This window comes from Psychrobacter sp. NPDC078929 (assembly GCF_050267985.1).
Taxonomy (GTDB): Bacteria; Pseudomonadota; Gammaproteobacteria; order Pseudomonadales; family Moraxellaceae; genus Psychrobacter.
In genome coordinates this window covers 30,982-55,643 of record NZ_JBNNFX010000007.1, presented here as the reverse complement: position 1 = coordinate 55,643, position 24,662 = coordinate 30,982, and the positions used below count along the sequence as shown (strand labels likewise).

General features: G+C 39.8%; 16 protein-coding genes. 14 read left to right on the top strand and 2 right to left on the bottom strand.

Features of this window, described 5'->3' with window-relative positions:
• Positions 1-51 precede the first annotated feature (51 nt).
• A complete protein-coding gene (locus ACQKCG_RS05635; protein ID WP_427585261.1) occupies positions 52-1,341 on the bottom strand; it encodes a replication-associated recombination protein A in 1,290 nt (429 codons plus the stop codon).
• A 472-nt stretch (positions 1,342-1,813) separates the two neighbouring features.
• Here ACQKCG_RS05635 and ACQKCG_RS05630 point away from each other — a divergent pair, with 472 nt between their 5' ends.
• Both ACQKCG_RS05630 and ACQKCG_RS05625 read left to right on the top strand, forming a co-directional pair.
• Entirely contained in the window at positions 1,814-2,347 is a 534-nt protein-coding gene (locus ACQKCG_RS05630) for a type IV secretion protein Rhs (RefSeq protein WP_427585260.1), read from the top strand.
• 218 nt (positions 2,348-2,565) lie between these two features.
• Positions 2,566-3,498, top strand: coding sequence for a hypothetical protein (locus ACQKCG_RS05625; protein WP_134292281.1), 933 nt, complete (start codon positions 2,566-2,568; stop codon positions 3,496-3,498).
• A 132-nt stretch (positions 3,499-3,630) separates the two neighbouring features.
• Here ACQKCG_RS05625 and gltA read toward each other — a convergent pair whose 3' ends face one another.
• Entirely contained in the window at positions 3,631-4,911 is a 1,281-nt protein-coding gene (gene gltA, locus ACQKCG_RS05620) for a citrate synthase (RefSeq protein ID WP_057757851.1), read from the bottom strand.
• Positions 4,912-5,934: 1,023 nt separating this feature from the next.
• On the opposite strand from gltA, the gene sdhC reads away from it, so the two are divergent.
• The 12 genes from sdhC (at position 5,935) to ACQKCG_RS05560 (ending at position 24,655) form a co-directional block, all read left to right on the top strand.
• Positions 5,935-6,321, top strand: coding sequence for a succinate dehydrogenase, cytochrome b556 subunit (gene sdhC / locus ACQKCG_RS05615; RefSeq protein ID WP_427585258.1), 387 nt, complete (start codon positions 5,935-5,937; stop codon positions 6,319-6,321).
• A gap of 20 nt (positions 6,322-6,341) precedes the next feature.
• On the top strand, positions 6,342-6,728 hold the full coding sequence (gene sdhD / locus ACQKCG_RS05610; protein WP_290189889.1) for a succinate dehydrogenase, hydrophobic membrane anchor protein: 387 nt from the start codon (positions 6,342-6,344) through the stop codon (positions 6,726-6,728).
• Between the two features lie 354 nt (positions 6,729-7,082).
• Positions 7,083-8,933, top strand: a complete 1,851-nt coding sequence (gene sdhA / locus ACQKCG_RS05605) for a succinate dehydrogenase flavoprotein subunit (RefSeq protein ID WP_427585257.1) — start codon at positions 7,083-7,085, stop codon at positions 8,931-8,933.
• A gap of 223 nt (positions 8,934-9,156) precedes the next feature.
• Positions 9,157-9,867: a succinate dehydrogenase iron-sulfur subunit gene (locus ACQKCG_RS05600; protein ID WP_055123743.1), complete on the top strand. Its 711-nt coding sequence runs from the start codon at positions 9,157-9,159 to the stop codon at positions 9,865-9,867.
• A 914-nt stretch (positions 9,868-10,781) separates the two neighbouring features.
• Positions 10,782-13,658, top strand: coding sequence for a 2-oxoglutarate dehydrogenase E1 component (locus tag ACQKCG_RS05595; protein ID WP_427585255.1), 2,877 nt, complete (start codon positions 10,782-10,784; stop codon positions 13,656-13,658).
• A 154-nt stretch (positions 13,659-13,812) separates the two neighbouring features.
• Positions 13,813-15,048 carry a 2-oxoglutarate dehydrogenase complex dihydrolipoyllysine-residue succinyltransferase gene (gene odhB / locus ACQKCG_RS05590; protein ID WP_427585254.1) on the top strand — a complete coding sequence of 412 codons (1,236 nt, stop codon included), beginning with the start codon at positions 13,813-13,815 and terminating at the stop codon, positions 15,046-15,048.
• A gap of 254 nt (positions 15,049-15,302) precedes the next feature.
• Complete coding sequence (gene lpdA / locus ACQKCG_RS05585; protein ID WP_427585252.1) at positions 15,303-16,757, top strand: dihydrolipoyl dehydrogenase; 1,455 nt, start codon at positions 15,303-15,305, stop codon at positions 16,755-16,757.
• 158 nt (positions 16,758-16,915) lie between these two features.
• A complete protein-coding gene (gene sucC, locus ACQKCG_RS05580) occupies positions 16,916-18,082 on the top strand; it encodes an ADP-forming succinate--CoA ligase subunit beta (protein ID WP_424505704.1) in 1,167 nt (388 codons plus the stop codon).
• Between the two features lie 150 nt (positions 18,083-18,232).
• The gene (gene sucD / locus ACQKCG_RS05575) at positions 18,233-19,108 is read left to right on the top strand and encodes a succinate--CoA ligase subunit alpha (RefSeq protein WP_101204626.1); all 876 of its coding nucleotides are present in this window, start codon (positions 18,233-18,235) and stop codon (positions 19,106-19,108) included.
• A 200-nt stretch (positions 19,109-19,308) separates the two neighbouring features.
• Positions 19,309-20,658 (top strand): Gfo/Idh/MocA family oxidoreductase, encoded by a 1,350-nt coding sequence (locus ACQKCG_RS05570; RefSeq protein WP_427585251.1) that lies wholly within the window; start codon positions 19,309-19,311, stop codon positions 20,656-20,658.
• Positions 20,659-21,072: 414 nt separating this feature from the next.
• On the top strand, positions 21,073-22,200 hold the full coding sequence (locus ACQKCG_RS05565) for a CDP-glycerol glycerophosphotransferase family protein (protein WP_427585249.1): 1,128 nt from the start codon (positions 21,073-21,075) through the stop codon (positions 22,198-22,200).
• A complete protein-coding gene (locus tag ACQKCG_RS05560) occupies positions 22,190-24,655 on the top strand; it encodes a hypothetical protein (protein ID WP_427585247.1) in 2,466 nt (821 codons plus the stop codon). Before ACQKCG_RS05565 ends, ACQKCG_RS05560 begins: the two co-directional genes overlap by 11 nt.
• Positions 24,656-24,662 lie beyond the last annotated feature (7 nt).

The following is a 24,662-nucleotide window of genomic DNA, read 5'->3' as shown; positions in this document are numbered from 1 at the left end:
TGACTCATAAATCTGTGCGTTAACTTTTTTATTAACTTAGATTTTACGCGATTACTCATTACTTGCTGCTTGAGTTTTTAGCCAGTCCATAAATTGTTTGCTGTGCTGCTCTCGTTGATTGTCTGCAAACTCATAAAATCTGGTACCAACCAAATTATCTGGTAAGTAGCTTTGAGGATAGTAATGGTTAGGATAGTCGTGCGGGTAAGCATAACCTTGACCATAGCCTTGACTACGCATCAGTTTGGTCACGCCATTGCGCAAATGTAGCGGTACAGGTGAAGCATCTTTTTCAGCCAACGCCATCGCAGCATTGATTGCTTTATAAGTGCTATTGCTTTTGGCACTGGTCGCTAAATACACCACAACTTGCCCTAAAATAATACGTGCTTCTGGCATACCAATAGATTGCACACTACGTAATGCTGCATCAGCTAGGAGTAAAGCATTAGGATTGGCATTACCGATATCTTCACTGGCCAAAGTCACCAAGCGCCGCGCAATAAAATCAGCAGGTTCGCCGCCTACGAGCATACGTGCCATCCAATACAATGCCGCATCCGGATCTGAGCCACGGACTGACTTTATCATTGCTGAGATAATATCGTAATGCTGCTCACCATCTTTGTCATATCTTACCAAAGCAGTCTGTGCCACTCGGCTAATCAATTCATCATCGATAATCACTGGCGACTGCTTTGCATCAGCTGTTTGAATCACTAACTCTAATAAATTTAGCGCTTTTCTAGCATCACCATGAGCCAGCTGACTAATGGTATCTTTTGCTTGTAAGTCGACGGTTAACTTTTTGAGTATATTGTCTTCTGAAAGCGCTCGTTGTAGCACGGCACTTATCTGCTCAGGTGTTAACGGCTCTAAACGATATACTTGGCAACGTGATAGTAGAGCGTTATTGACACTAAATGATGGGTTCTCCGTAGTGGCACCAATCAAAGTAATGTCACCAGACTCTACCGCACCCAAAAGTGCATCTTGCTGTGCTTTATTAAAGCGATGAATCTCATCAATGAAGACCACAGGTGATTCAAATGCCAACGAATCTTTATTATCTAGGACTTCGCGTAACTGTTTGACCCCAGTATTTAACGCGGAAAGCGCGTGAAAAGGTCGACTAACGGCATCGGCTAACAACATCGCAATGGTTGTTTTGCCAATACCTGCTTCACCGTGCAGGATAATAGATGGCAGATGCCCTTGATCTACTAAACGTCGTAACGGTGCGCCAGCTGCCAGCAAGTGCTCTTGACCAATGATTTCGGTAAGAGAAGTAGGGCGCATACGCTGAGCAAGTGGGGTATCGGCATGGAAGTTAGGTGACATAAGACTCTCTATCGGAAAATGAAAAAACTATTTACTAGCTGCAATGGTAGTAACGGCAAGGTCTCTATAGTTAAATCCAAATAACAGCATGCTAGGCTACCTTTATCATTTTTATTGAGTTTCGACACTCATATACGTTTGGCATGATTTTCGCAGCAATTTTATAATAGCAATGAGTATTAGACATCAGCAGTAGAAGTAGGCTAGTTTATAAGGATGGTACTTGTTATAAGTCATACGCGCTAGGTTAGCGCAAAAATATGTTAATGAAAGCTAACTAAGCGTATAGCTTGTGTCCCGAGCACTTTAGTTTTCATCATTCATCTATATTAACGGCTCTACTATTAACAGTTTTACCGTATCGATGGGAAAAGTTGGCCAATTGCGACTGTTAACTGTTAACTATTAACTATTAACTATTAACTATTAAACACTAAAAATGGCTTATCAAATATAAGGTATTGCATTAACGATGTCTGAACCGACTCTTAAACGCTTATTCAATCGTTACTTGCGTAGTGATACGGGCAAACAGCAGTCACGTTATCTGACAGCTGGCGAGATAGCATTGGCGCATTCAGTATTTGGTGACAGCATCAAACTTGATGAAGTGCAGTTAAAGACAGCGTGGTGGGTACTAAAACATTATGCCGTTAGCCCCAATGGCAATATTTACTTTAATTCAGTCGATTGGATTACGGATTTTAGCGAAGCTCCATTGAGTAAACAAAGCTGGCTTATACATGAGCTAACGCACGTATGGCAGATACAGAAAGGCTTAAAGGTTGTACGCGGAGCGATTATCAACCGACAATATGACTACGTGTTAGAAACAGGCAAATCATTTTTTAAGTATGGTATTGAGCAGCAGGCACGCATGGTTCAAGACTATTTTGTACGTCGTCAGCGTGGTCAGAACTGCCAAGAGTGGGAAGCTTGTATTCCATTCTTGACGGTGCAGTCTATTGTTAAGGCAAAAAGTACTGATGATCCATCAGTCATCTAATTTTCAAAAGTAACAGTAAGCTTGGTAGTGATAAGCATAACCGAACTATAGAACGATTGAGCTATACATTAACTGAAATACAGGTCAGTTGGATGAATACTGGATAACTATATTGGACAATTTAACAGTTAGTTATGTTGCTAAAAATCAAAGAATAATGAACCGTAATTGTAATTTACCCTTTAATAATTTTGCTTTACCAAAGGATATGTACTCTCATGTTTAAATTTTTGTCAGTAAAGCCTAATGTTGATACCCGCTACCCACCGACTTTGCTTGTAGCCGCACTGTCAGGAGTATTGTTTTTGACAGGCTGTCAGCAGTCTGACACATCACCTGTAGCTGATGACAGTCAAACCAGTGAAAAAACAAGCGTAGAAGACAGTCGGCCTATGCCAAAAAGTGACTCAGCTGCTGCGCGCATAAAACAATTTCAGCCGATATATGTCGCACAAGCGCAGAGTTTACAGAGACGATTGCAAGCAGAGTATGAGTCATTGCAAGCAGCAGATGCGTCAGACAGTGAGGAACTATTATTACTGAATACTAATAATAGTGAAAATACAGATAGTAATAACGAAGTAGCGACCGATAATACCGCTCCTATTGCAAATACTACTGCTACCAGTTCTGAAGAAGTGGTGTCATCGAATAACGATATCGCCCCGATAGACAGCAATTCAAATGTAGATGCAGAGGTTGACGTCAATACTAGCACTGAAGTTGGTGAGCGTGATTTAAAAGTTTTGAAACGCATCAGTCTTGAGCCGCGTAAACCTGTTATGTTGACCGAGGATCAAATCATAGAGCGCTATCAGCAAACTATGGACGCCTTGTATCAACCGGTGACTACACCGCTGAGCGCAGAGAATTCTGATACATTAATCAATGTGGCGACCTTGGTTCCGCAGTTATTTGAGCATGCAGAGATTGCTGGTAGAGTAAGTGCAAAAAGTCCGGCACTTGCCCGTTTAATCATCCAACATCAGGTATGGGAACAAATAGAAGCCCAGCAAGTGGTTGATATGCAGCAAATGAAACAGAAGCAGCAACAAGAGTTTGAAGCTTTAATGGCTAAATTTAATGAAACTATCGAAGGATACGATGAACAGATTGCCAAATATGAGCAAACGTTAAAAGAGTTTCAATAATTGACTATAGTTTTATGAACTGATTGAATTAATCATTTCTCATAAAACAATCAATATCAAATAACGAGAGTTAAGACAATAAAAAATCCCGTACGATGGCGGGATTTTTTATTGGATAACGATTATTTTTGCTTACTTGCGATCTTCAACTTTTACAAAATCACGGCGCGTTTCACCAGTGTATAACTGACGTGGACGACCGATTTTGAACGGTGCACTGTGCATTTCTAACCAATGGCTGATCCAACCTGAAGTACGAGCCAATGCAAAGATTACGGTAAACATTGACGTTGGGATACCAATGGCTTTCAAGATGATGCCAGAGTAGAAGTCAACGTTTGGATATAGGTTACGCTCGATGAAGAACGGGTCTTCTAGCGCAATTTTCTCTAGTGCCATTGCCAATTCAAGCTTAGGATCGTTGATACCTAGTGCTTCTAGTACTTCATCACAAGTCTCTTTCATTACTTGAGCGCGTGGATCAAAGTTTTTGTAAACACGGTGACCAAAGCCCATTAGCTTCACTTCACGGCTCTTCACTTTTTCCATGAACTCAGGCACGTTCTCAACAGTACCGATTTCGTCTAACATCTCAAGAACAGCTTCGTTCGCGCCGCCATGTGATGGTCCCCAAAGGGCTGCAATACCAGCAGCGATACACGCATAAGGGTTTGCGCCAGTAGAACCAGCTAAACGTACCGTTGAGGTAGAAGCGTTTTGCTCATGGTCAGCGTGCAAGGTAAAGATTTTGTCCATTGCGCGAGTGATAACGTCGTTTTTCTCGTAGTCTACGTCAGCAGGCGTTGCAAACATCATGTATAAGAAGTTTTCTGCGTAGTTAAAGTCATTACGCGGATACATGAACGGTTCGCCTTGTGAGTATTTATAACTCATCGCAGCAAGCGTAGGCATCTTAGCAATCAAACGAATCGCTGTGATTTCGCGATGTTCTTCATTGCTTACGTCTAGGTCTTCATGATAGAACGCTGATAAGGCACCAACAACACCAACCATAATAGCCATTGGATGCGCGTCACGGCGGAAGCCTTCAAAGAACTTACGCAATTGATCATGAACAGGAGTATGCTCGCGGATTTTTTCAAAAAATTCTGCTTTTTGTTCAGCAGTAGGTAGGTCACCATGTAAAAGTGCATAAGCAACTTCTAGGTATTCAGCATTGTTCGCTAGCTCGTCGATAGGGTAGCCGCGGTGTAATAACTCGCCTTTGCCACCATCAATATAAGTAATCTTTGATTCAACAGGAGCAGTTACTTTAAAACCAGGGTCATAAGACCAAAATCCTGATTCTTGTAAAGCAGCAATATCGATAACTGGGCGCCCTAAAGTACCTTTAATAATAGGAAGTTCGTATTCTTCACCATTCACGGTTAGTTTGGCATTAGTATCAGCCATAAATTGCTCTCCATTGGTTTGACTTGTTAGAATAAATTACTACAGACGCATACCCTCGCGTCATTGTCGGTTGAACGGTAAAAGTGCATTCAACTCATTTAGTACGCAGGGTATATTAGCAGCAATTCTTGATGATTTGAAAAAACTTTTATGGACCATGTGTCCAATTGGCGCGGTGTGGCGGTAGTTATTCGCTGTAATTTTTGTATCAAAATATGTCTGTCAGGTTATTTTGCTTAAAATTCCTCTGTTTTTGAGCAAGTTTACAGCAGCATTACCGGAACAATATTTTGGGTTTCTAAATATATTTAAGAGACAAAACTTATAAATAATGACACCAAAAACTGGCAGACTATGCCTAGTAAGCGGATTAAAGTTTGTCATAATAATCACTGTTAAAACCAGTATTATCCTTATCCATTCATTTATTGATTAAATATGTATATATTCTTACTGAATGGATAAATTTGTAATTATTGCTCAGGCATTTTATAATTGTAGGAATTAACTGGCACTAGCTTTGCGCGAATTAATAAATGACCATGTTATAGTGTCGTTCAGAGCGTCTTCTATTCATGCTTATTTACGATTGTCTGGTGTTACGATAGACCAAACCGCATTCTATGGTTTGAATTTTCTTCTTAACCAATCTTTTTTATTTGTTTGACACGGGATTTCAAGTGTCTAGTATAAGGTCTGCTCTGATATAGAAGACATAGTAACGTTGTCTTACTATTGATACGACCTCTAAAATAGACTGGTTAGTCGATGTTACTCATGTTTATTCTCTTTGTTGTATAATAGATAGGTTGTTTGATAGGCCTGTCGATTCGACAAGCGACATTGAACAGTCTATCAATACCTTTATATACATGATCCTTTCTTCATATTTAGCGCAAACTAAACGAAGTCAGCTAGCTCTTCCTTACTTTATTCGTCTCGTGTGTTGCTCAATGCTCAATTGGCACTATTTATATTTATGTCAGGCGTTGATAGCAGATACAGGAGTATAACCGCAAAAGGATGCCCGCTGTGAAAAGCAACCGACCTATTGATCTGCCTTTAAGCCAAGTGATTAGCGTTAATCGCTCACCGATCGCGATCGCCTCTATCTTGCATCGTATCTCTGGCATTATTTTATTTTTATTGATTCCTGTCATGCTGTGGTTACTACAGAACTCATTGGCATCGCCTGAGAGTTTTGCGACCGTATTTGACAACGTACTTGTGCGCTTTTTGGCATGGATATTTGTTGCCGCCATTGCATATCATTTTGTAATGGGTATCAAACATTTATTTGCTGATATGGGCATGAACGAAGAGCTAAAATCTGGCCGCACTGCCTCTATGGTCAGTTTTGTGATTGCAGCGATTTTAGTTGTCGCGTCATTTGTATGGGTGATGTTCTAATGATAAAAAATGATTCAGGAATCAAAAGTGCTACTGGTCTGACAGGCTCAGGCTCACGCGATTGGATTATCCAACGTATCAGTGCTGTCGTTTTAGCCGTGTATAGTGTGGTATTGCTGGGCTTCTTTTTGACCCATGGCGATGTCACTTATCTTGAATGGTCATCATTTATGACAAGCTTGCCGATGCGTTTGTTCAGCTTAGTGGCTGTACTTGCATTGGCTGGTCATGCTTGGGTAGGTATGTGGACGGTGTTCACTGACTATATTACCACTGGCAAAATGGGCTCAAGCGCAGCAGGTCTACGTTTAGTGCTACAGTCATTGATGATTATCGCTATTTTAGTCTTTCTATTTTGGGGCATCATGATTTTTTGGGGTAACGGTTTCGGCGTCGTTGCGGTTTAACGGTTAAGTTACTCCCTTAAATAATGATAAAACAACGGATGACTGTAGCAGCATTATTCATTGCTTCATTACTATAGTCACTCGTTGATAGCCAAAATAGTCATAGCGTTGGGCGTATGCTGGCTTAACCACTCATCTCATCGGTGAGTCGTATAATAAGCACATTGCAGTACCAGTAGCGTAGCCCAGTATAACGATAGATATGCAAATTAAGTGGTTGAAGGTTGTTTGTCTCACGCTATCTAAAATTTTAGATAGCGGCCGAATTATAGAGATTAAGTTCTGCCACAAGATAATTTATCAGACGACCTTTTTATTTACTTCTAAGCATTAACAGGCATTAGGAAAACCGTAATGGCAACTAGACAAGATAATACCATTAGTAATATCAAGACCCTAAACTACGATGCAGTCATCGTTGGTGGTGGTGGCTCAGGTATGCGTGCTTCACTACATTTGGCTGAAGCAGGCATGAAGGTTGCAGTCTTGACCAAAGTATTCCCAACCCGTTCACACACCGTTGCTGCACAGGGCGGTATCGGTGCAAGTTTGGGTAACATGAGTAATGATAACTGGCACTTTCACTTTTATGACACCGTTAAAGGGTCAGATTGGTTGGGTGACCAAGACGCCATTGAGTACATGTGCCGCGAAGCGCCAAAAGTGGTCTATGAGCTTGAGCACATGGGCATGCCGTTTGACCGTAACGAAGATGGCACGATTTATCAGCGTCCGTTCGGTGGTCATACCTCAAACTATGGCGAAAAAGCAGTACAACGTGCTTGCGCCGCTGCTGACCGTACTGGTCACGCATTATTGCATACGCTATATCAGAAAAACCTAGAGCAAGGCACTGAGTTTTTCATCGAGTGGATTGCGCTTGATTTGATTAAAGACGAAGCCGGCAACATCAATGGTGTCGTCGCACTTGAGCAAGAGACAGGTACCGTTGCGGTATTCCAGTCACCGATTACTGTCCTAGCGACAGGTGGTGCAGGTCGTATCTTTGCGGCATCTACCAACGCTTATATCAATACTGGTGACGGTATTGGCATGGCAGTTCGTGCAGGTATTCCATTACAAGATATGGAATTTTGGCAGTTCCACCCAACTGGCGTTCATGGTGCCGGCGTACTATTGACCGAAGGTTGCCGCGGTGAAGGCGCTATCTTACGTAACAAAGATGGCGAAGCATTCATGGAGCGTTATGCGCCAACCGTGAAAGACTTGGCACCACGTGATTTAGTATCACGCTCGATGGACCAAGAAATCAAAGAAGGCCGTGGTTGTGGTCCTAATGCGGACCATATCGTGATGGATATGACGCATTTAGGCGTTGAAACCATCATGAAGCGTCTGCCATCAGTCTTTGAGATTGGTAAAAACTTCGCCAACGTTGACATTACTAAAGAACCAATTCCAGTTATCCCAACCATTCACTATATGATGGGTGGTATTCCAACCACGATTCATGGTCAAGTGATTGTACCGGATCTAGATGCAGGTACTGATGAAGACGGCCTATATGCTAAAGGCAACGTCGTTAAAGGTCTTTATGCAATCGGTGAGTGTGCTTGTGTAAGTGTACATGGTGCTAACCGTCTAGGTACGAACTCTCTACTAGATCTATTGGTATTTGGCCGTGCAGCTGGTAAGCATATTGTTGATGAGTTCCATCATGCTGATCATAACTATAAACCACTTGATCCACGCGTACTTGATTTTACAGTGAAGCGTTTAGACAAGTTGCAACAGTCTACTGAAGGCTACAATGCTCAAGACGTGGCTGATGAGATTCGTGCTACGATGCAAAAGCACGCTAGTGTATTCCGTACGCAAGCGATGATGGACGAAGGCGTTGAGAAGATTTTAGCGCTAGGTGAAAAAATCGACAAGATTCATCTTGGCGATAAATCACAAGTGTTCAACACAGCACGTATTGAAGCATTCGAAGTTGCTAACTTATATGAGGTAGCAAAAGCGACAATGATATCTGCAGCGAAGCGTCATGAAAGCCGCGGCGCACACAGTGTATCTGATTATGATCGTCCAGAAGATGATGATTACGCACCTAACGGCCGTAATGACCACGATTGGATGAAGCATACTTTATGGTACTCTGAAGGCAATCGCATCATTTATAAGCCAGTACGTAAAGTGCCATTAACCGTTGATTATATCGAACCAAAAGTCCGCGTCTACTAATTCTAGACTGCATGCTTTATATATAGTTGATAGATAACAGCAGTGTTAACGTTTTATCCCTTATTAATTTATTAAAAAGGTGACCGCCAGCTACATGCTCATGCCAGCGCTTGTATGCTATTAATTGGTATCCGATATTGGTTATCAGTACTGATTAATAGCTAGCGCAAATATGTTGCAATCTTTGTATGCCCGCCATCACCTACGTGTGGAGTTTAGCATTATGAGCCGAGGTACTCGCACCATCGAAATCTATCGCTACGATCCTGATCTGGACGCAGCGCCACGCATGCAAACTTATACGATTGAGCTACTTGATTCAGATCGTATGTTGCTTGACGTACTATTACGCCTAAAGAAAGAAGACGAAACGCTTACTTTCCGTCGCTCTTGCCGTGAAGGTATTTGTGGCTCTGACGGCATGAACATTAATGGTAAAAACGGTTTGGCATGTCTAATCAACATGAACACGCTACCAGAAAAAGTAACGGTTCGTCCGCTACCTGGTTTGCCAGTGGTTCGTGACTTGGTTGTCGATATGAACCAGTTCTATGAGCAATATGAGAAAGTACATCCTTACTTGATCAATGATCAGCCAGCACCGCCAACTGAGCGTTTACAGTCACCTGAACAGCGTGAAAAACTGAACGGTTTATACGAATGTATCCTATGTGCTTGCTGTTCAACCAGTTGCCCATCTTTCTGGTGGAACCCTGATAAGTTCCTAGGACCATCAGCGTTATTACATGCCTATCGCTTCGTTGCTGATAGCCGTGACGGTGATACTCAAGCACGTTTAGCTCGCTTAGACGATCCGTTTAGCTTGTTCCGTTGCCGCGGTATCATGAACTGTGTATCAGTTTGTCCAAAAGGCTTGAATCCAACCAAAGCGATCGGTCACTTACGTAATATGTTGATTGATCAAGCTGGTTAAGCATAAGTAATCGATCTTTATAGTTACTATACGAAAAACACCACCTATATATTAGGTGGTGTTTTTGTTAGTTAAAAAGCTGATATATAGATTTATCACTGTTTATAGCTAACTTGTCATTTAAAAATATGATGAATTTAGCCTATTGAAAAATAGGTATTAAATGATTTAAGAGTAAAACTGTATGGTCAATACGTTGGTCGTATGTAAGAAGAAATAATATATAGACAATCACCCTATATAATCGAATATAGACATAGTCGAATTTTGTTATAATTGTATTTGGTATTTAATGAGATGGTTAAAGCGTCTTTTTCAGCGCTAAATATGTGCTGTTTGAACACATTGTGACATTATCGGGCTAAAATACTATGCGCACAATGATTATGCGTTTATAATTGATGATAGATATTCATTACATAAATACCTAGTATTGAACAAACAAACTATGTCGCAAAAAATGGGCATGATAATCTATACAGCAATGTATGTCTGTCTGAAAAGGCAGGATTTATCAGCAAATTTAGGGTAATCCAGCATCAATGACCAGTTTATAGGTTAGCTGAAAATATAATTATCTATTAATAGCTTATCATTAATGGATTGGTTATGACTCAAAGAAGTATATATAAATTAATGTTGTGAAACGAGCTAGATGAGAAAACTGAGCGTTCACAAATAGTTTTATTTTTAGACGGGTATTGCAATAAGACTTGTTACCACTATTTAGCATCACTTGCTCTTGTAGACAATGACAGCAATATTCTATGGTGATGGCAATACTTAGGGATAAAAGTGTTTTATCGAATAGTATTTAACAGGATATGACACATTGTCTAAGTACCTGAGCATACAACGACTGACACAATAATAAGCACGATTCCATTCATTTATCTATCAAATAGACGATTATTATGAATAGTATAACCAAAGAAAAATCTGGCCAAGTACATACCGAACTGGCTGCCGATAACGCCAACTATATAGAAGCTCTCTACGAGCAATACCTAACAGACCCTGATAGCGTTGATACTGACTGGCAAACGTACTTTGAACAGTATAAGTCGCAGAACGATGCTCAGCACAATGCTATCAAAGATCAGTTCTTACTACTTGCTCGTAATCAAACGGCAAATAAGAGTAGCAGTACTGATACCGACTCTAGCAGCTCTGTCAACTGTGATCCTAAGCAGATGGGCGTACAGCAACTAATCTCAGCATACCGTCGTCGCGGTCATCGCCGTGCCAAGCTTGATCCTTTAGATTTGCATCCACGTGCAGAAGTAGAAGATTTGACGCTTGCTTATCATAATTTGTCAGAAGCTGATCTCGATACCGTATTTCCAACCAATGATTTAGTTATTGGTAAAGATGAAGCGACATTGCGCGAAATCATCGAAATCATGGAACGTGTTTACTGTGGCCATATCGGTGTCGAGTACATGCATGTTACCACCAGTACCGAAAAACGCTGGATGGAAGAATACCTAGAAACCAATCTAGGCTATATCAAATTTGACAAAGAAAAACGTTTATCTATTCTTGAGCGCTTGACGGCTGCTGAAGGTCTAGAAAAATACCTTGCTCGTAAATATACAGGTGTTAAGCGTTTTGGTTTGGAAGGTGGTGAGAGCTTCATTCCTGCTATCAATGAAATCATTCAACGTGCTGGCGGATATGGCACAAAAGAAATGGTCATTGGTATGGCTCACCGTGGCCGCCTAAACCTACTAGTTAACATCTTAGGTAAAAACCCTGCAGACTTGTTTGATGAGTTTGATGGTAAAGTACAGCCAGAAAAAGGCTCAGGTGACGTTAAATACCACAACGGTTTTTCATCTAATGTGATGACACCAGGTGGCGAAGCGCATTTGGCTTTAGCATTTAACCCATCGCATCTTGAAATTGTCGCGCCAGTACTACAAGGCTCAGTACGTGCCCGTCAAGTACGTCGTAACGATCAGCCACTACTAGATAATACTGGTGGTAATTCAGTATTACCTATCGTGATTCATGGTGATGCTGCTTTTGCTGGTCAAGGTGTGGTTCAAGAAACCTTCCAAATGTCACAGACCCGTGCTTATACCACTGGCGGTACTGTGCATATCGTGATCAATAACCAAGTTGGTTTTACTACTAGTCGTCAAGAAGATGTTCGTTCAACTGAATATTGTACTGACGTTGCCAAGATGGTTCATGCTCCTATCCTTCATGTAAACGGTGATGATCCTGAAGCAGTCGTATTTGCTGCTCAGTTAGCATTAGATTATCGCCATAAGTTTGACAAAGACATTATCATCGATTTGTTCTGCTATCGTCGTAATGGCCATAACGAGGCAGATGAGCCATCTGCAACTCAGCCATTGATGTATGCTGTTATTAAGAAGCTTCCAACTACTCGTACTCTGTATGCGCAGAAGCTTATCGCAGAAGGTATCTTGAATGCCGAAGAAGAGAAACAGTACGAAGATGACTATCGTGAGTCGTTAGACCGTGGTGATTATGTTGTTAGCTCATTGGTTCAAGAGCCTAACGAGCAGTTGTTCGTAGATTGGAAACCTTATCTAGGTCATGACTTGGTTGATGACTGGGATACCAGTGTTGATATCGAAAAGCTTAAAGGCTATGGACGCCGTATGGCCGAAATGCCAGAAGGATACAAGTTACAACGTCAGGTTCAAAAAGTCGTCGAGCAGCGTCTAGCGATGCAAACGGGCGAAGAGCCTCTTAACTGGGGTGCAGCTGAGACATTGGCTTATGCATCATTGGTTGATAACGATGGCGTATTAGTACGTATTACTGGTGAAGATGTAGGCCGTGGTACTTTCTCACATCGCCACAGTGAAATATACAATGTCAATGATGGCAGCATGTATGTACCGTTGTCTCATTTAAGTGAGAACCAAGCACGCTTTGCTACTTACAACTCATTGTTGTCAGAAGAAGCGGTACTAGCTTTTGAATATGGTTACGCGACCACCGTACCGAACGCATTGATCGTTTGGGAAGCACAATTTGGTGATTTCGTTAACGGTGCTCAGGTTGTGATTGACCAGTTCATCTCAAGCGGTGAGACCAAATGGCAGCGTGTTTGTGGTTTGACGATGTTGTTACCACATGGTTTCGAAGGTCAAGGTCCTGAGCATTCATCTGCACGTCTAGAGCGTTTCTTACAGTTATGTGCTGAAGACAATATGCAGGTCATTACCCCAACGACTCCTGCGCAAATTTATCATGCATTACGTCGTCAGGCAGTACGTCCTATTCGTAAGCCACTGATCGTTATGTCACCAAAAAGCTTATTACGTCATAAGCTAGCGACTTCTAATCTAGAAGATCTTGCTAATGGTAAGTTTGAGACGGTATTGCCAGAGATGGACGATCATAACGCAGATAAAGTGACTCGTATGGTTCTGTGTGGTGGTAAGGTTTATTATGATTTGTTAGAGCAGCGCCGTGCATTAGGTCTTGATCATGTGGCTATCGTTCGTATTGAGCAATTGTATCCATTGCCAGAGACTCGCTTAATCGCTGAAATCGAAAAATACAGCAACCTAACTGAAATCGTATGGACGCAAGAAGAGCCATTGAACCAAGGCGCTTGGTACTATTTAGCACCGCATATGTTCCGTATTGTCGTACCGCATCCAACCAAAGCAAAAGTCATGGAGCCAGTAGCGCGTCCTCCTAGTGCAGCCCCTGCAACAGGATCACCGAAACTGCATGCTCAACAACAGCAAGCACTCATTGCTGGTGGCCTTGGCATAAGTGTTGATGAATTAGCTCAGTAACACCTTGTCTAATCAAAGATTATAGAAGATAAATGAATCAGGCGATGACAGTTAGTGTTTTTTAATAAAATATAAGCAAAGTTATTAAAAGATTACCGGCTGCTTATCACGACTTAATAATAAGTATGAATATCCAAATCTAAGGAGTATATCGATGGCTGACATCAAAGCCCCCGTTTTTCCAGAATCGGTTGCCGATGGCACAATCGTTGAGTGGCACGTCACTGAAGGTCAACAAGTTAATCGTGATGACCTATTGGCTGAAATTGAAACTGATAAAGTTGTATTAGAAGTTGTGGCACCTGATGATGGTGTATTGACCAAAATCGTAAAGCAAGTTGACGATACTGTATTGTCTGACGAATTGATTGCTCAGTTTGAAGCTGGTGCTAGCGCAGAAGAAGCGCCAGCAGTAGATCCAGACCAACCAGCTGCGCCAGTTCAAGCTAAGCAAGCTGCAGATGGTGGCGAGCCAGTACAAGTCACTGACAAAAAAGATGAAGCAGAGCACAAAGATCAAAGCCCAGCAGTTCGTAAAGCAGCAAAAGAGTCAGGCGTAGACCCTAAAGAAGTTGAAGGTAGTGGCCGCGGTGGTCGTGTAACCAAAACTGATATGGCTAACCCAACATTGAAATCAGACAGCAGTATCAAGTCTGATAGCGGCCGTCCTGTTGCTGAATCAATGGGTGAGCGTACTGAAAAACGTGTTCCAATGACTCGTCTTCGTAAGCGTGTTGCTGAGCGTCTATTATCAGCATCACAAGATACAGCGATGTTGACGACGTTTAACGAAGTGAACATGAAGCCATTGATGGACATGCGCGCTAAGTACAAAGAGAAGTTCGAAAAGCGTCATGGCGTACGTTTAGGCTTTATGTCGTTATTCGTAAAAGCAGCGACCGAAGCGCTAAAACGCTTCCCAGCAGTAAATGCTTCACTAGATGGCGATGACATTGTTTATCATGGTTTCTATGATATCGGTGTAGCAGTATCTTCAGATCGTGGCTTGGTTGTTCCAGTACTACGTGATACTGATCGCATGAGCATGGCTGATGTTGAAAGCACAATCCGTGAGTTTGGCGGTAAAGCACAACAAGGTAAGCTTGGTCTAGAAGACATGACTGGCGGTACGTTCACTATCTCTAACGGTGGTGTATTTGGTTCATTGATGTCAACACCTATCTTGAACCCACCACAAACTGCTATCCTAGGTATGCACGCTATCAATGACCGTCCAATGGCTGTCGATGGTAAAGTTGAAATTTTACCAATGATGTACCTAGCGCTATCTTATGACCATCGTATGATCGATGGTAAAGAAGCAGTACAGTTCTTGGTAACTATCAAAGAGTTGGTCGAAGACCCTGCAATGCTACTACTAGACCTATAAGCTTTTAAGCTTGTATTGGCAACCGCTAATACAAGCTTTTTAACTTTGGTATAGATAATGATTTTTATTAATCAGCAATCGTTTGATGCGCTGATAACTGTATTTAAATGAATTTAATAATGGTGATTTGCTATTGATAAGTGAATCTATCTCATTGACATAGTGTATTAACTATTCAGTGTAGATAACGCTGATCTATCAGCGAGATAACAACCAGTTTAAATGACACATACAATTAAAAATAGGAACGTACTATGAAAGACAATTATGATTTAGTCGTCATCGGCGGCGGTCCTGGTGGTTACGAAGCAGCTATTCGTGCAGGCCAGCTCGGTATGAGTGTTGCTTGTATCGAAAAGCGCGTTTATAAAGGCGAGCCAGCACTTGGCGGTACTTGCTTAAACGTTGGTTGTATCCCATCAAAAGCCCTACTTGACAGCTCACATCGTTATGAAGCTACTAAGCATGACCTTGACGAGCACGGTATCAGTACTGGTGACGTTGCTATCAATATCGAAAAAATGATAGAGCGTAAAGAAGGTATTGTTAAGCAGTTGACTGGCGGTGTTGCCGCGTTGCTAAAAGGCAATGGTGTTGACTGGTTACAAGGCTGGGGTACTTTAGTTGACGGCACGGGCACTGACAAAAAAGTCAAATTTACTGCTCTAGAAGACGAAAGCGAAACAACGATCACTGCTAAGAATGTCATTCTTGCGGCAGGTTCTGTGCCTATCGAGATTCCTGTTGCCAAAACTGACGGCGACCGTATTGTTGATTCAACTGGCGCACTTGATTTCACTGAAGTACCTAAGCGTTTAGGCGTTATCGGTGCTGGTGTTATCGGTCTTGAGCTTGGTTCAGTATGGCGTCGTCTAGGTAGCGAGGTCGTCGTATATGAAGCACTTCCTAGTTTCTTAGCTGCTGCTGACAAAGATATCTCAAAAGAAGCTGGCAAAATGCTGAAGAAGCAAGGTCTTGATATCCGTGTCGATACCAAAGTAACCAATGCTGAAGTACAAGGTGACCAAGTTGTCGTCACTAGCGAAAGCAAAGGCGAATCGAGCGAGGAGAGCTTCGACAAGCTAATCGTCTGTGTTGGTCGTCGTGCTTATTCTGAAAAGCTGCTTGGCGATGACAGCGGTATCACGTTGACTGAACGTGGCCTTATCGATGTTAATGACCAATGCAAAACCAATCTTGATGGCGTTTATGCTATCGGTGATTTGGTCCGTGGTCCTATGCTTGCGCATAAAGCTATGGAAGAGGGCATGATGGCTGTTGAGCGTATTCATGGTGAAAAACCTCAAGTTAACTATGACACTATCATCAATGTCATTTATACTCACCCAGAAATCGCATGGGTAGGTTTGACTGAGCAAGAAGCTGAAGAAGCTGGCTATGAAGTTAAAACAGGTTCTTTCAACTTGGCTGCTAACGGTCGTGCATTAGCGCAAAGTGAAGCGCAAGGTTCTGTGAAAGTAGTTGCTGATGCGAAAACAGATCGTCTATTAGGTATGCATGCCATCTCTGCTGGTGCTGGTGATATTGTCCATCAAGGTATGATCGCGATGGAGTTTGTCTCTAGTATCGAAGACTTGCAGTTGATGACATTTGCTCATCCAACTATTTCAGAAGCAGTGCATGAAGCTGCTCTATCTGCAGATGGCCGTGCTATCCACGCTATCCAGCGCAAAAAGCGTAAGAAATAAGTCGTTGCTCGTTTAGTTATTATCGATTTACAACCTGATTGGGGTATCGCTATTTTGGTGATGCCACAATCATGAGTGCGTCAGACGTATGATTAATATGTATATGTGCGCACTTGATTTCACTTTTTATTAATTGTAAAAAATAAAGGATACAATCAATGAATTTACATGAGTATCAAGCAAAAGAGCTATTAAAAAGCTACGGTTTGCCAATTCAAGAAGGCATCATCGCTCATAACGGCGAAGAAGCTGCTGCAGCTTTTGATAAAACCCCAACTGACATTGCGGTAATTAAAGCGCAAGTACATGCTGGTGGTCGCGGTAAAGCTGGTGGTGTAAAGCTGGTTAAAACTCGTGAAGAAGCTAAGCAAGTTGCTGAAGAGCTGATCGGTACTAACCTAGTAACGTTCCAAACTGATGCTGATGGTCAGCCAGTAAACTTCGTATTGGTTGCAGAAGATATGTATCCAGTACAAACTGAGCTATATCTTGGCGCAGTCGTTGATCGTGCAACTCGTCGTGTAACCTTCATGGCATCTACCGAAGGCGGCGTAGATATCGAAGAAGTAGCACACAACACACCAGAAAAAATCTTCAAAGTACACGTTGATCCTTTAGTTGGTCTAATGCCTTTCCAAGCGCGTGATGTTGCGTTCAAACTTGGTCTAGAAGGCAAGCAAATCAATCAATTTGTTAAATTGATGACTGGTGCCTATAAAGCATTTGTTGAAAACGACTTTGCATTAATGGAAATCAACCCATTAGCGGTTCGTGAAAATGGCGAAATCGTTTGTGTTGATGGCAAAATCGGTATCGACTCAAACGCACTATATCGTTTGCCAAAAATCGCAGCGCTACAAGACAAAACTCAAGAAAATGAGCGTGAGCTTAAAGCTGCTGAATTTGACCTAAACTATGTTGCTCTAGAAGGTAACATCGGTTGTATGGTAAACGGTGCTGGTCTTGCAATGGCGACCATGGACATCATCAAATTGTATGGCGGCAAGCCTGCTAACTTCTTGGACGTTGGCGGCGGCGCAACTAAAGATCGCGTTGTTGAAGCGTTCAAAATCATCCTAGAAGACAGCAGTGTTGAAGGCGTTCTAATCAACATCTTCGGCGGTATCGTACGTTGTGACATGATTGCAGAAGCTATTATCGCTGCTATCAAAGAAGTTGACGTACAAGTACCAGTTGTTGTTCGTTTAGAAGGTAACAACGCTGAGTTAGGCGCACAAATCCTAGAAGAGTCTGGTCTGAAGTTGATTTCAGCTCAAGGTTTATCTGACGCGGCTCAAAAAATTGTCGATGCTGTTAAAGCGTAAGTCTTTACACATAAGTGTTTAGAGATAAACGCTTAAGCATAGTAGTCAAATCGTAATAGTGGTTTTTATAACAAAGATTGGTTATCAAAATTTGATAATAATAGTTGTAAAGACCACTGTTACAAGACAACCGAATACAAGGAAAATATAATGAGTGTATTAATCGATAAAGATACCAAAGTATTGGTACAAGGTTTTACTGGTAAAAATGGTACGTTCCATTCTGAACAAGCCATCGAATATGGTACAAAAGTAGTTGGTGGTGTGACTCCAGGTAAAGGCGGTCAAACGCATTTAGGCCTACCAGTATTTAACACTATGGCGGAAGCCATGGAAGCGACTCAAGCTGACGCTTCTGTTATCTACGTACCAGCACCATTTGTACTAGATTCTATCGTTGAAGCAATCGATGCTGGCGTTAAGTTGATTGTAGTGATTACTGAAGGCGTACCGACTATCGATATGCTAAAAGCAAAACGCTATCTTGAAGAAGCTGGCGACGTACGTTTGGTTGGTCCTAACTGCCCAGGCGTTATCACTCCAGGTCAGTGCAAAATCGGTATCATGCCAGGCCATATCCATCAGCCAGGTAAAGTAGGTATCATCTCACGCTCTGGTACATTGACTTATGAAGCCGTAGCTCAGACTACTAAGCTTGGTTTTGGTCAGTCAACTTGTATCGGTATCGGTGGTGATCCTATCCCTGGTATGAACCAGATTGACGCGTTGAAACTGTTTGAAGCTGATCCACAAACTGAAGCTATCATTCTAATCGGTGAGATCGGTGGTACTGCTGAAGAAGAAGCTGCTGCTTACATCAAAGACCATGTGACTAAGCCAGTTGTTGGTTATATTGCTGGTGTTACTGCTCCAGAAGGCAAGCGTATGGGTCATGCTGGTGCTATCATCTCTGGTGGTCAAGGTACTGCTGAAGAGAAATTCAAAGCGTTTGAAGATGCTGGTATCGCGTATACACGTGACCCATCTAAACTTGGCGATAAGCTAAAAGAAGTTACTGGTTGGTAAGATAGGCATTAGTCTACAGTTAAACTACTAAATCTATATTGAAATATGATAAAGACACCCCTACAATGGGGTGTTTTTTTATATATTATATTTGGTATAGTTCGAATCACTTTAATACCGTAGTCTCTCAAATTTATATCATTTTCTATTTGAATTTACTAAATAATAATACTTTTATACTGGAAAATTAGGTTTTTAAAATGAAAAAAGTAATTACATATGGATCGTATGATTTGTTACATGAAGGGCATGTTCGCCTTTTGAAACGAGCTAAGGCATTAGGTGATTATTTAGTAGTGGGTGTGACCTCAGAAAGTTATGATAGATCAAGAGGTAAGTTAGATGTTGTAAATACAACGACTGAACGTGCTGAAGCAGTACGGGCTTTGGAATATGTAGATGAAGTCATCATTGAATATGATAAAGAACAAAAAGCTAAAGATATTCAGGAAATGGGAATAGACATATTTGCTATAGGTGATGATTGGGTAGGTTCTTTTGATTATCTATCTGAACATTGCGAAGTAATATATTTACCACGCACTCCTGCAATTTCTAGTAGTAAGCTTAGAGAAGATTTAGTACGTGAATTTAAGATAGGAGTGATAGGTACAGGCAGAATAGCTAAGCGTTTCTGTAATGAAGCTAAACATGTGCCTCATTTGGTTATTCAAGCTGCCATGTCACGAGACATAGTTAACGTCAGAAATTTTATCGAAGCTACTGGCATTCCTAATGGACACTTAATTTTAGCAGATCTCTTAAATGATGATATTGATGCAGTATACATTGCCTCCCCTCATGAATTTCATTATGAACAAGCTAAAGCCGCTTTATTAAGTGGAAAGCATGTATTGTGTGAAAAACCAGTCACTTTAGAATCAGAAAAACTCGTAGAGTTGCTTAATATCGCGAAAGAAAAAGAACTAGTATTTATTGAAGCTATTAAAACTGCATTTGTATCCGCATTTCATAAATTATTATATGAAGTAAAAAATGGCAAAATTGGTGAGATAAGAGAAGTAAGGTCTTCTTTTACAAAGTTAGTCGAAGACAAGTCTAACAGAGAATGGAAAAAGCCTTATGGTGGGGCAACGAATGAACTTGCCAGTTATCCATTACTATTAGCCCAAAAAGTGCTTGGGAAGCCGTCTAAAATCCATTATTTTGATCAAATAGACGAAGAGACTGGTGTTGATTTATCTAATCGTATTATTGGAGAGTATGAGTCAGGTGCTATTTCAATCAGTACTGTTGGTATAGGCACTAAAACTGAAGGCTCAGCAGTTATTTCGGGCTCAAAAGGATATATTTATATCCCTGCTCCATGGTGGTTAACTAAGAAGTTTTTTGTTAGATATGAGGATCCCAATCATATTGAAGAGTTTGAGTATTCATTCGAAGGGGATGGATTAAGATATGAGATTTCAGAGTTTGTTACTTTAGTCACTCGCAATATGAAAGCTTCTGAGCAATTAACTCATGAAGATATGCTGAGTATTAATTTTATAATTGATGACTATAATAAACATCATAAGAAATTGAAATAGTATTAGTTTTAGCAAAGCTGGTGATTGTATAGTATGGAGTGATATATTTTCCAAGTTATTATTCGAGATTTTGATAGTGTTAAGTTTAATGTCTTATACTTAAAGCAACTGACATTACGCTAATTAATAATTTAATAAGTGTATATTCATAACAGTTGCATTTTAATTATAAATTGAAAAGTATTATTTTGATTTAGGTGGTATTTTAGATGTGTTGTGACAATTCACATTGATAAACTATATAAAGATATATTTTACTTAATCTTATAATTTTCTTGTTTTATTAGCTTTATATTTCGTAAAAAAAAATATTATAATTCGTAAAAATGTTATTAGTATTTAAAAAATAGATTAAACGATCAGAGCTTAGAATTAGCTTATTTGAAAACAAAGCAACTTTGGAGTTTTATAAGAATGAATAAGTATAAAGTAGCATTTATAGGCTGGAATCCTTTTCAATTTATACATATTAAATTATTAGCTAGCAAAATTCCAGGAAGCGTTTTTATATTAGAGAAGAGAAGAGATCATCTTAATGATTTTACAAAAGAAATTCTAACCAATCAAGAAGTTCCTGTTGTAGTTTGGGAGACTGGAAAGATTAAAGAATTAGATGGCGTTTTTGATGTTATTGTATGTCAAACAATGTTTCTTCACTTACCATTATTTGAGAAAACAAAAATTGTAATGCTTCAATATGGTTATGCCAAAGAGCCACATAACTATGGCACATGGAGAGCGTTAGCAGATTTGTGTCTTGTATATGGATCTTATCCAGAAAAAAAATTGTCTACTTATGCGCCATCTAAAGCTGTTGGTAATCCAAGATTGCAGTTATGGTATGATGAAGATTTCCATCTAATTGCAAAAAATAAGTATATTCATAGTATAGATGATGGTTTGCTAACAGTCTTATACATGCCAACTTGGGGAGAATTGTCTAGCATAGATGAGTATATAGGTGCAGTTCTTGGTTTATCTGAACGTTATAATGTACTTATTAAATTGCATCACAATACAGATCTTTTGGAAGATGGTAGATTAGAAAAAATAGAAACTGATAGGATACATTTCTTTGGTGCCAATGACGATGCTCTAGAACTTCTTAGTATTTCTGATATCGTCATTTCTGATTATAGTGGTGCGATTTTCGATGCTATTCATTGCGAAAAGCCAGTTGTTCTTTTAGACAAGAATGAAAATGAAATTTTAGAAGAAGCTAAGATTGATACGCATAGTCTAGAGTTTAATAGAAGAGATGAGCTCGGATATAGAGTAGCTAGACCATCTGATCTGATTGACGGTATAAAACATATAGAAGAAAATTATGATTATATAGTTGGTGAGAAAAAAGCTATAAAATCTGAATTATATGAATATAGTGAAAACTCTGTAGAGAAATGTATTGAAGCGATAAACAGTCTAATATCTGGTGATATCGTGCGTACCCAAATGCAGTCTTATATCCATGATTCAGTAAAAGAGCTACACCAGTTAAAACGTCAATACAATATTTTAAAGAAGAGTCAAAATGGCAGATAAATCACTTTTTAGTATGTTTTCTATACCTAATCTTAAAAATATTCATCCTGATTCTATTAATGATAAAGTTTTGAATGTTTTACCATTAGATAAGATAAAGCTAGTTTATAAATTAGCTATCAAAACAAACAATAGTGCATTACAGGAAAAATGTATTTCACATGCTAGGACAAGGTTCCCTCAGAATACTTTCAGCTATATTGAAGAGGCAAAAATTAAAATCAAGTACGAAAAATTTAACGAAGCTTGGAAAATTCTAAACAAAGCCCCCAATAATAAAGAAATTAATGCACTAAAGAAAAATGTAGCATCAAAGAGAAATGTAGCATTAGCTGACAAGGAAAAACCATCTTTAGCTTATCTTGATATTGCTAAGTTAGAAAGTCCTACATTGAGCAGACTGAAAAAAGTTCACAGCTCAGCTGTTGATGCAAACAATGTGAGATTACAAGAAGAGTGTATAGCAAAGGCGATAACTAATTTTCCTCAACATACTTTCGGTTATGTTGAAGAAGCGAAAATTCAAATACAACGTAGGCAGTTTAATGACGCTTGGAAGGTCTTGACTAAATCACCTAACAGTAAAACAGTTGAGTCATTAAAACAGAAGATCCTTTCTCATGATGGTGCCCATCTAACTACTATGCTAGAAGAAGAAATTATGAGAATAGGTAAATTAATTAAATTAAAGCCTTTAAACTCTAAGTACTATGACGATTATATTTTATTTCTAAGTAAGTTGGGTAGGAATAAAGAGGTTGAAAAATTAATCAAATGGCTCCCAATCGATGTAGATTCTTTTACTATGAAAACTAGGTTTGCCATTATTGCAAGCTATCTAGATTTAGGAGATCAAAAAAGCGCTTTAGATCACCTACTTTTGATGCAAAAGAAATACATGATGGATAGAAGGGTTTTACATAGAATATCCGATATATATAAGTTCGATAAACAGATAGACAGAGCCTATTCGTATCTGCTGCTTGGTGAACAGACCTACCCAATCTATGGTGCGATCAAAAGATTAACTTTTGAATCTGATCACAATATGCTCGACAAAGGAAATGAGACTCTAGATAGAGTACTCGATTTTAAAGAAGCCGAGTTGGCAAGATTTCTTAGCATGATTAACAGGGTGTCTTGTTTTTACCCTGAGAGAAAGGATGAGCTTGTTGAATGTAGGATAAAAGTCAGAAGGGTTATTATACAAAATATACTTAAGAACAATAGTGAATTTAATAGAAATCTTAAGTTTTTACTTGCTAATAGATGGTTTGCCGACGCAATGGAGTTTATGAGCCAAGGCTTAGAACTTGGTTTTCATCTTGATGAGAGCGTATCAGCACTATATAAAAAAATAGAAAAAAACCTTGTTTATAGTGACTCGAAAAACATTATTGCTTGGTTAGAAGTAGCAGATCAAAATGAAAGATCTGATGTTTTGCTAGGGATGATGAATGGCTTTCCAGTTGATGCTAATAAAGTAGAAAGAGAAGCTGTAAAAATTGAACTGTTTATACCAAATGCCTTTTTTACACCTCCTGAGAATGAGAAACCAACATTCAAAATTGCGCAAGAGTATTTCAGAAAAATATGCGAGATAGTTGAATCGTTTGATAGTGTGATAATTATTCCAAGACATCAATTTAATTGGAGAAAGGCATATAGAAAAACAGATTTTAAGGCTATTAGCTATCATACCTTTAATGAAGTGGATAACCCTAATTGGTTGCATGTGCAAGAGTCTACATTGGCAGGTCGTTGCTCTATTGATACCCAAGGGTTTGCAGGCTATTCTAAAATGGCCAATGACTTTTCAAAAATAGAAGAGTATACAAGTAACATTGACCAATCTACTTTAGATGAAAATTTTAACTACTTGTATCAAGAGTACGTCGTTAATAACGTATCCAAATATCACCAAAATGAGAAAGCCTTTGTCTCTGAAGGTGAGTATGTATTTGTAGCACTTCAGGTTCTAACAGACATAGTAGCAGATATCGCATTTTTTGATGGTATACAAATGCTCAAAACGATTGCTGAATATTATAAAAATACAGCTACTAAGGTGGTTGTAAAGCGTCACCCTTATTGTAATTCTCTCAGTATGCAGGTATTGATTGAAACACTTGTAAGTGAGGGTAGTATTATAGTTTCAGATGCATCGATTCATAACATCATAGAAAATGCTAAAGCTGTGTTTGTAGTAAACTCAGGTGTTGGTTTTGAATCTCTTATGCACTTAAAACCAGTAGTCGTATGTGGACAGTGTGACTATGCCTATGCTGTGTCCAACCAAGTAAAAACTCCAACAGAGTTGTTGCAATATTTGGAGACAGATGATTTTTCAGTCAATGAGAAAAAGGTGAAAAAGCTCCTTTATTATTATGCAAATATATATAACCCAAAATTAGAGAAGTTGCCTGCTCTGTTAAAAGAATGGATTAATAATTAAATAATTT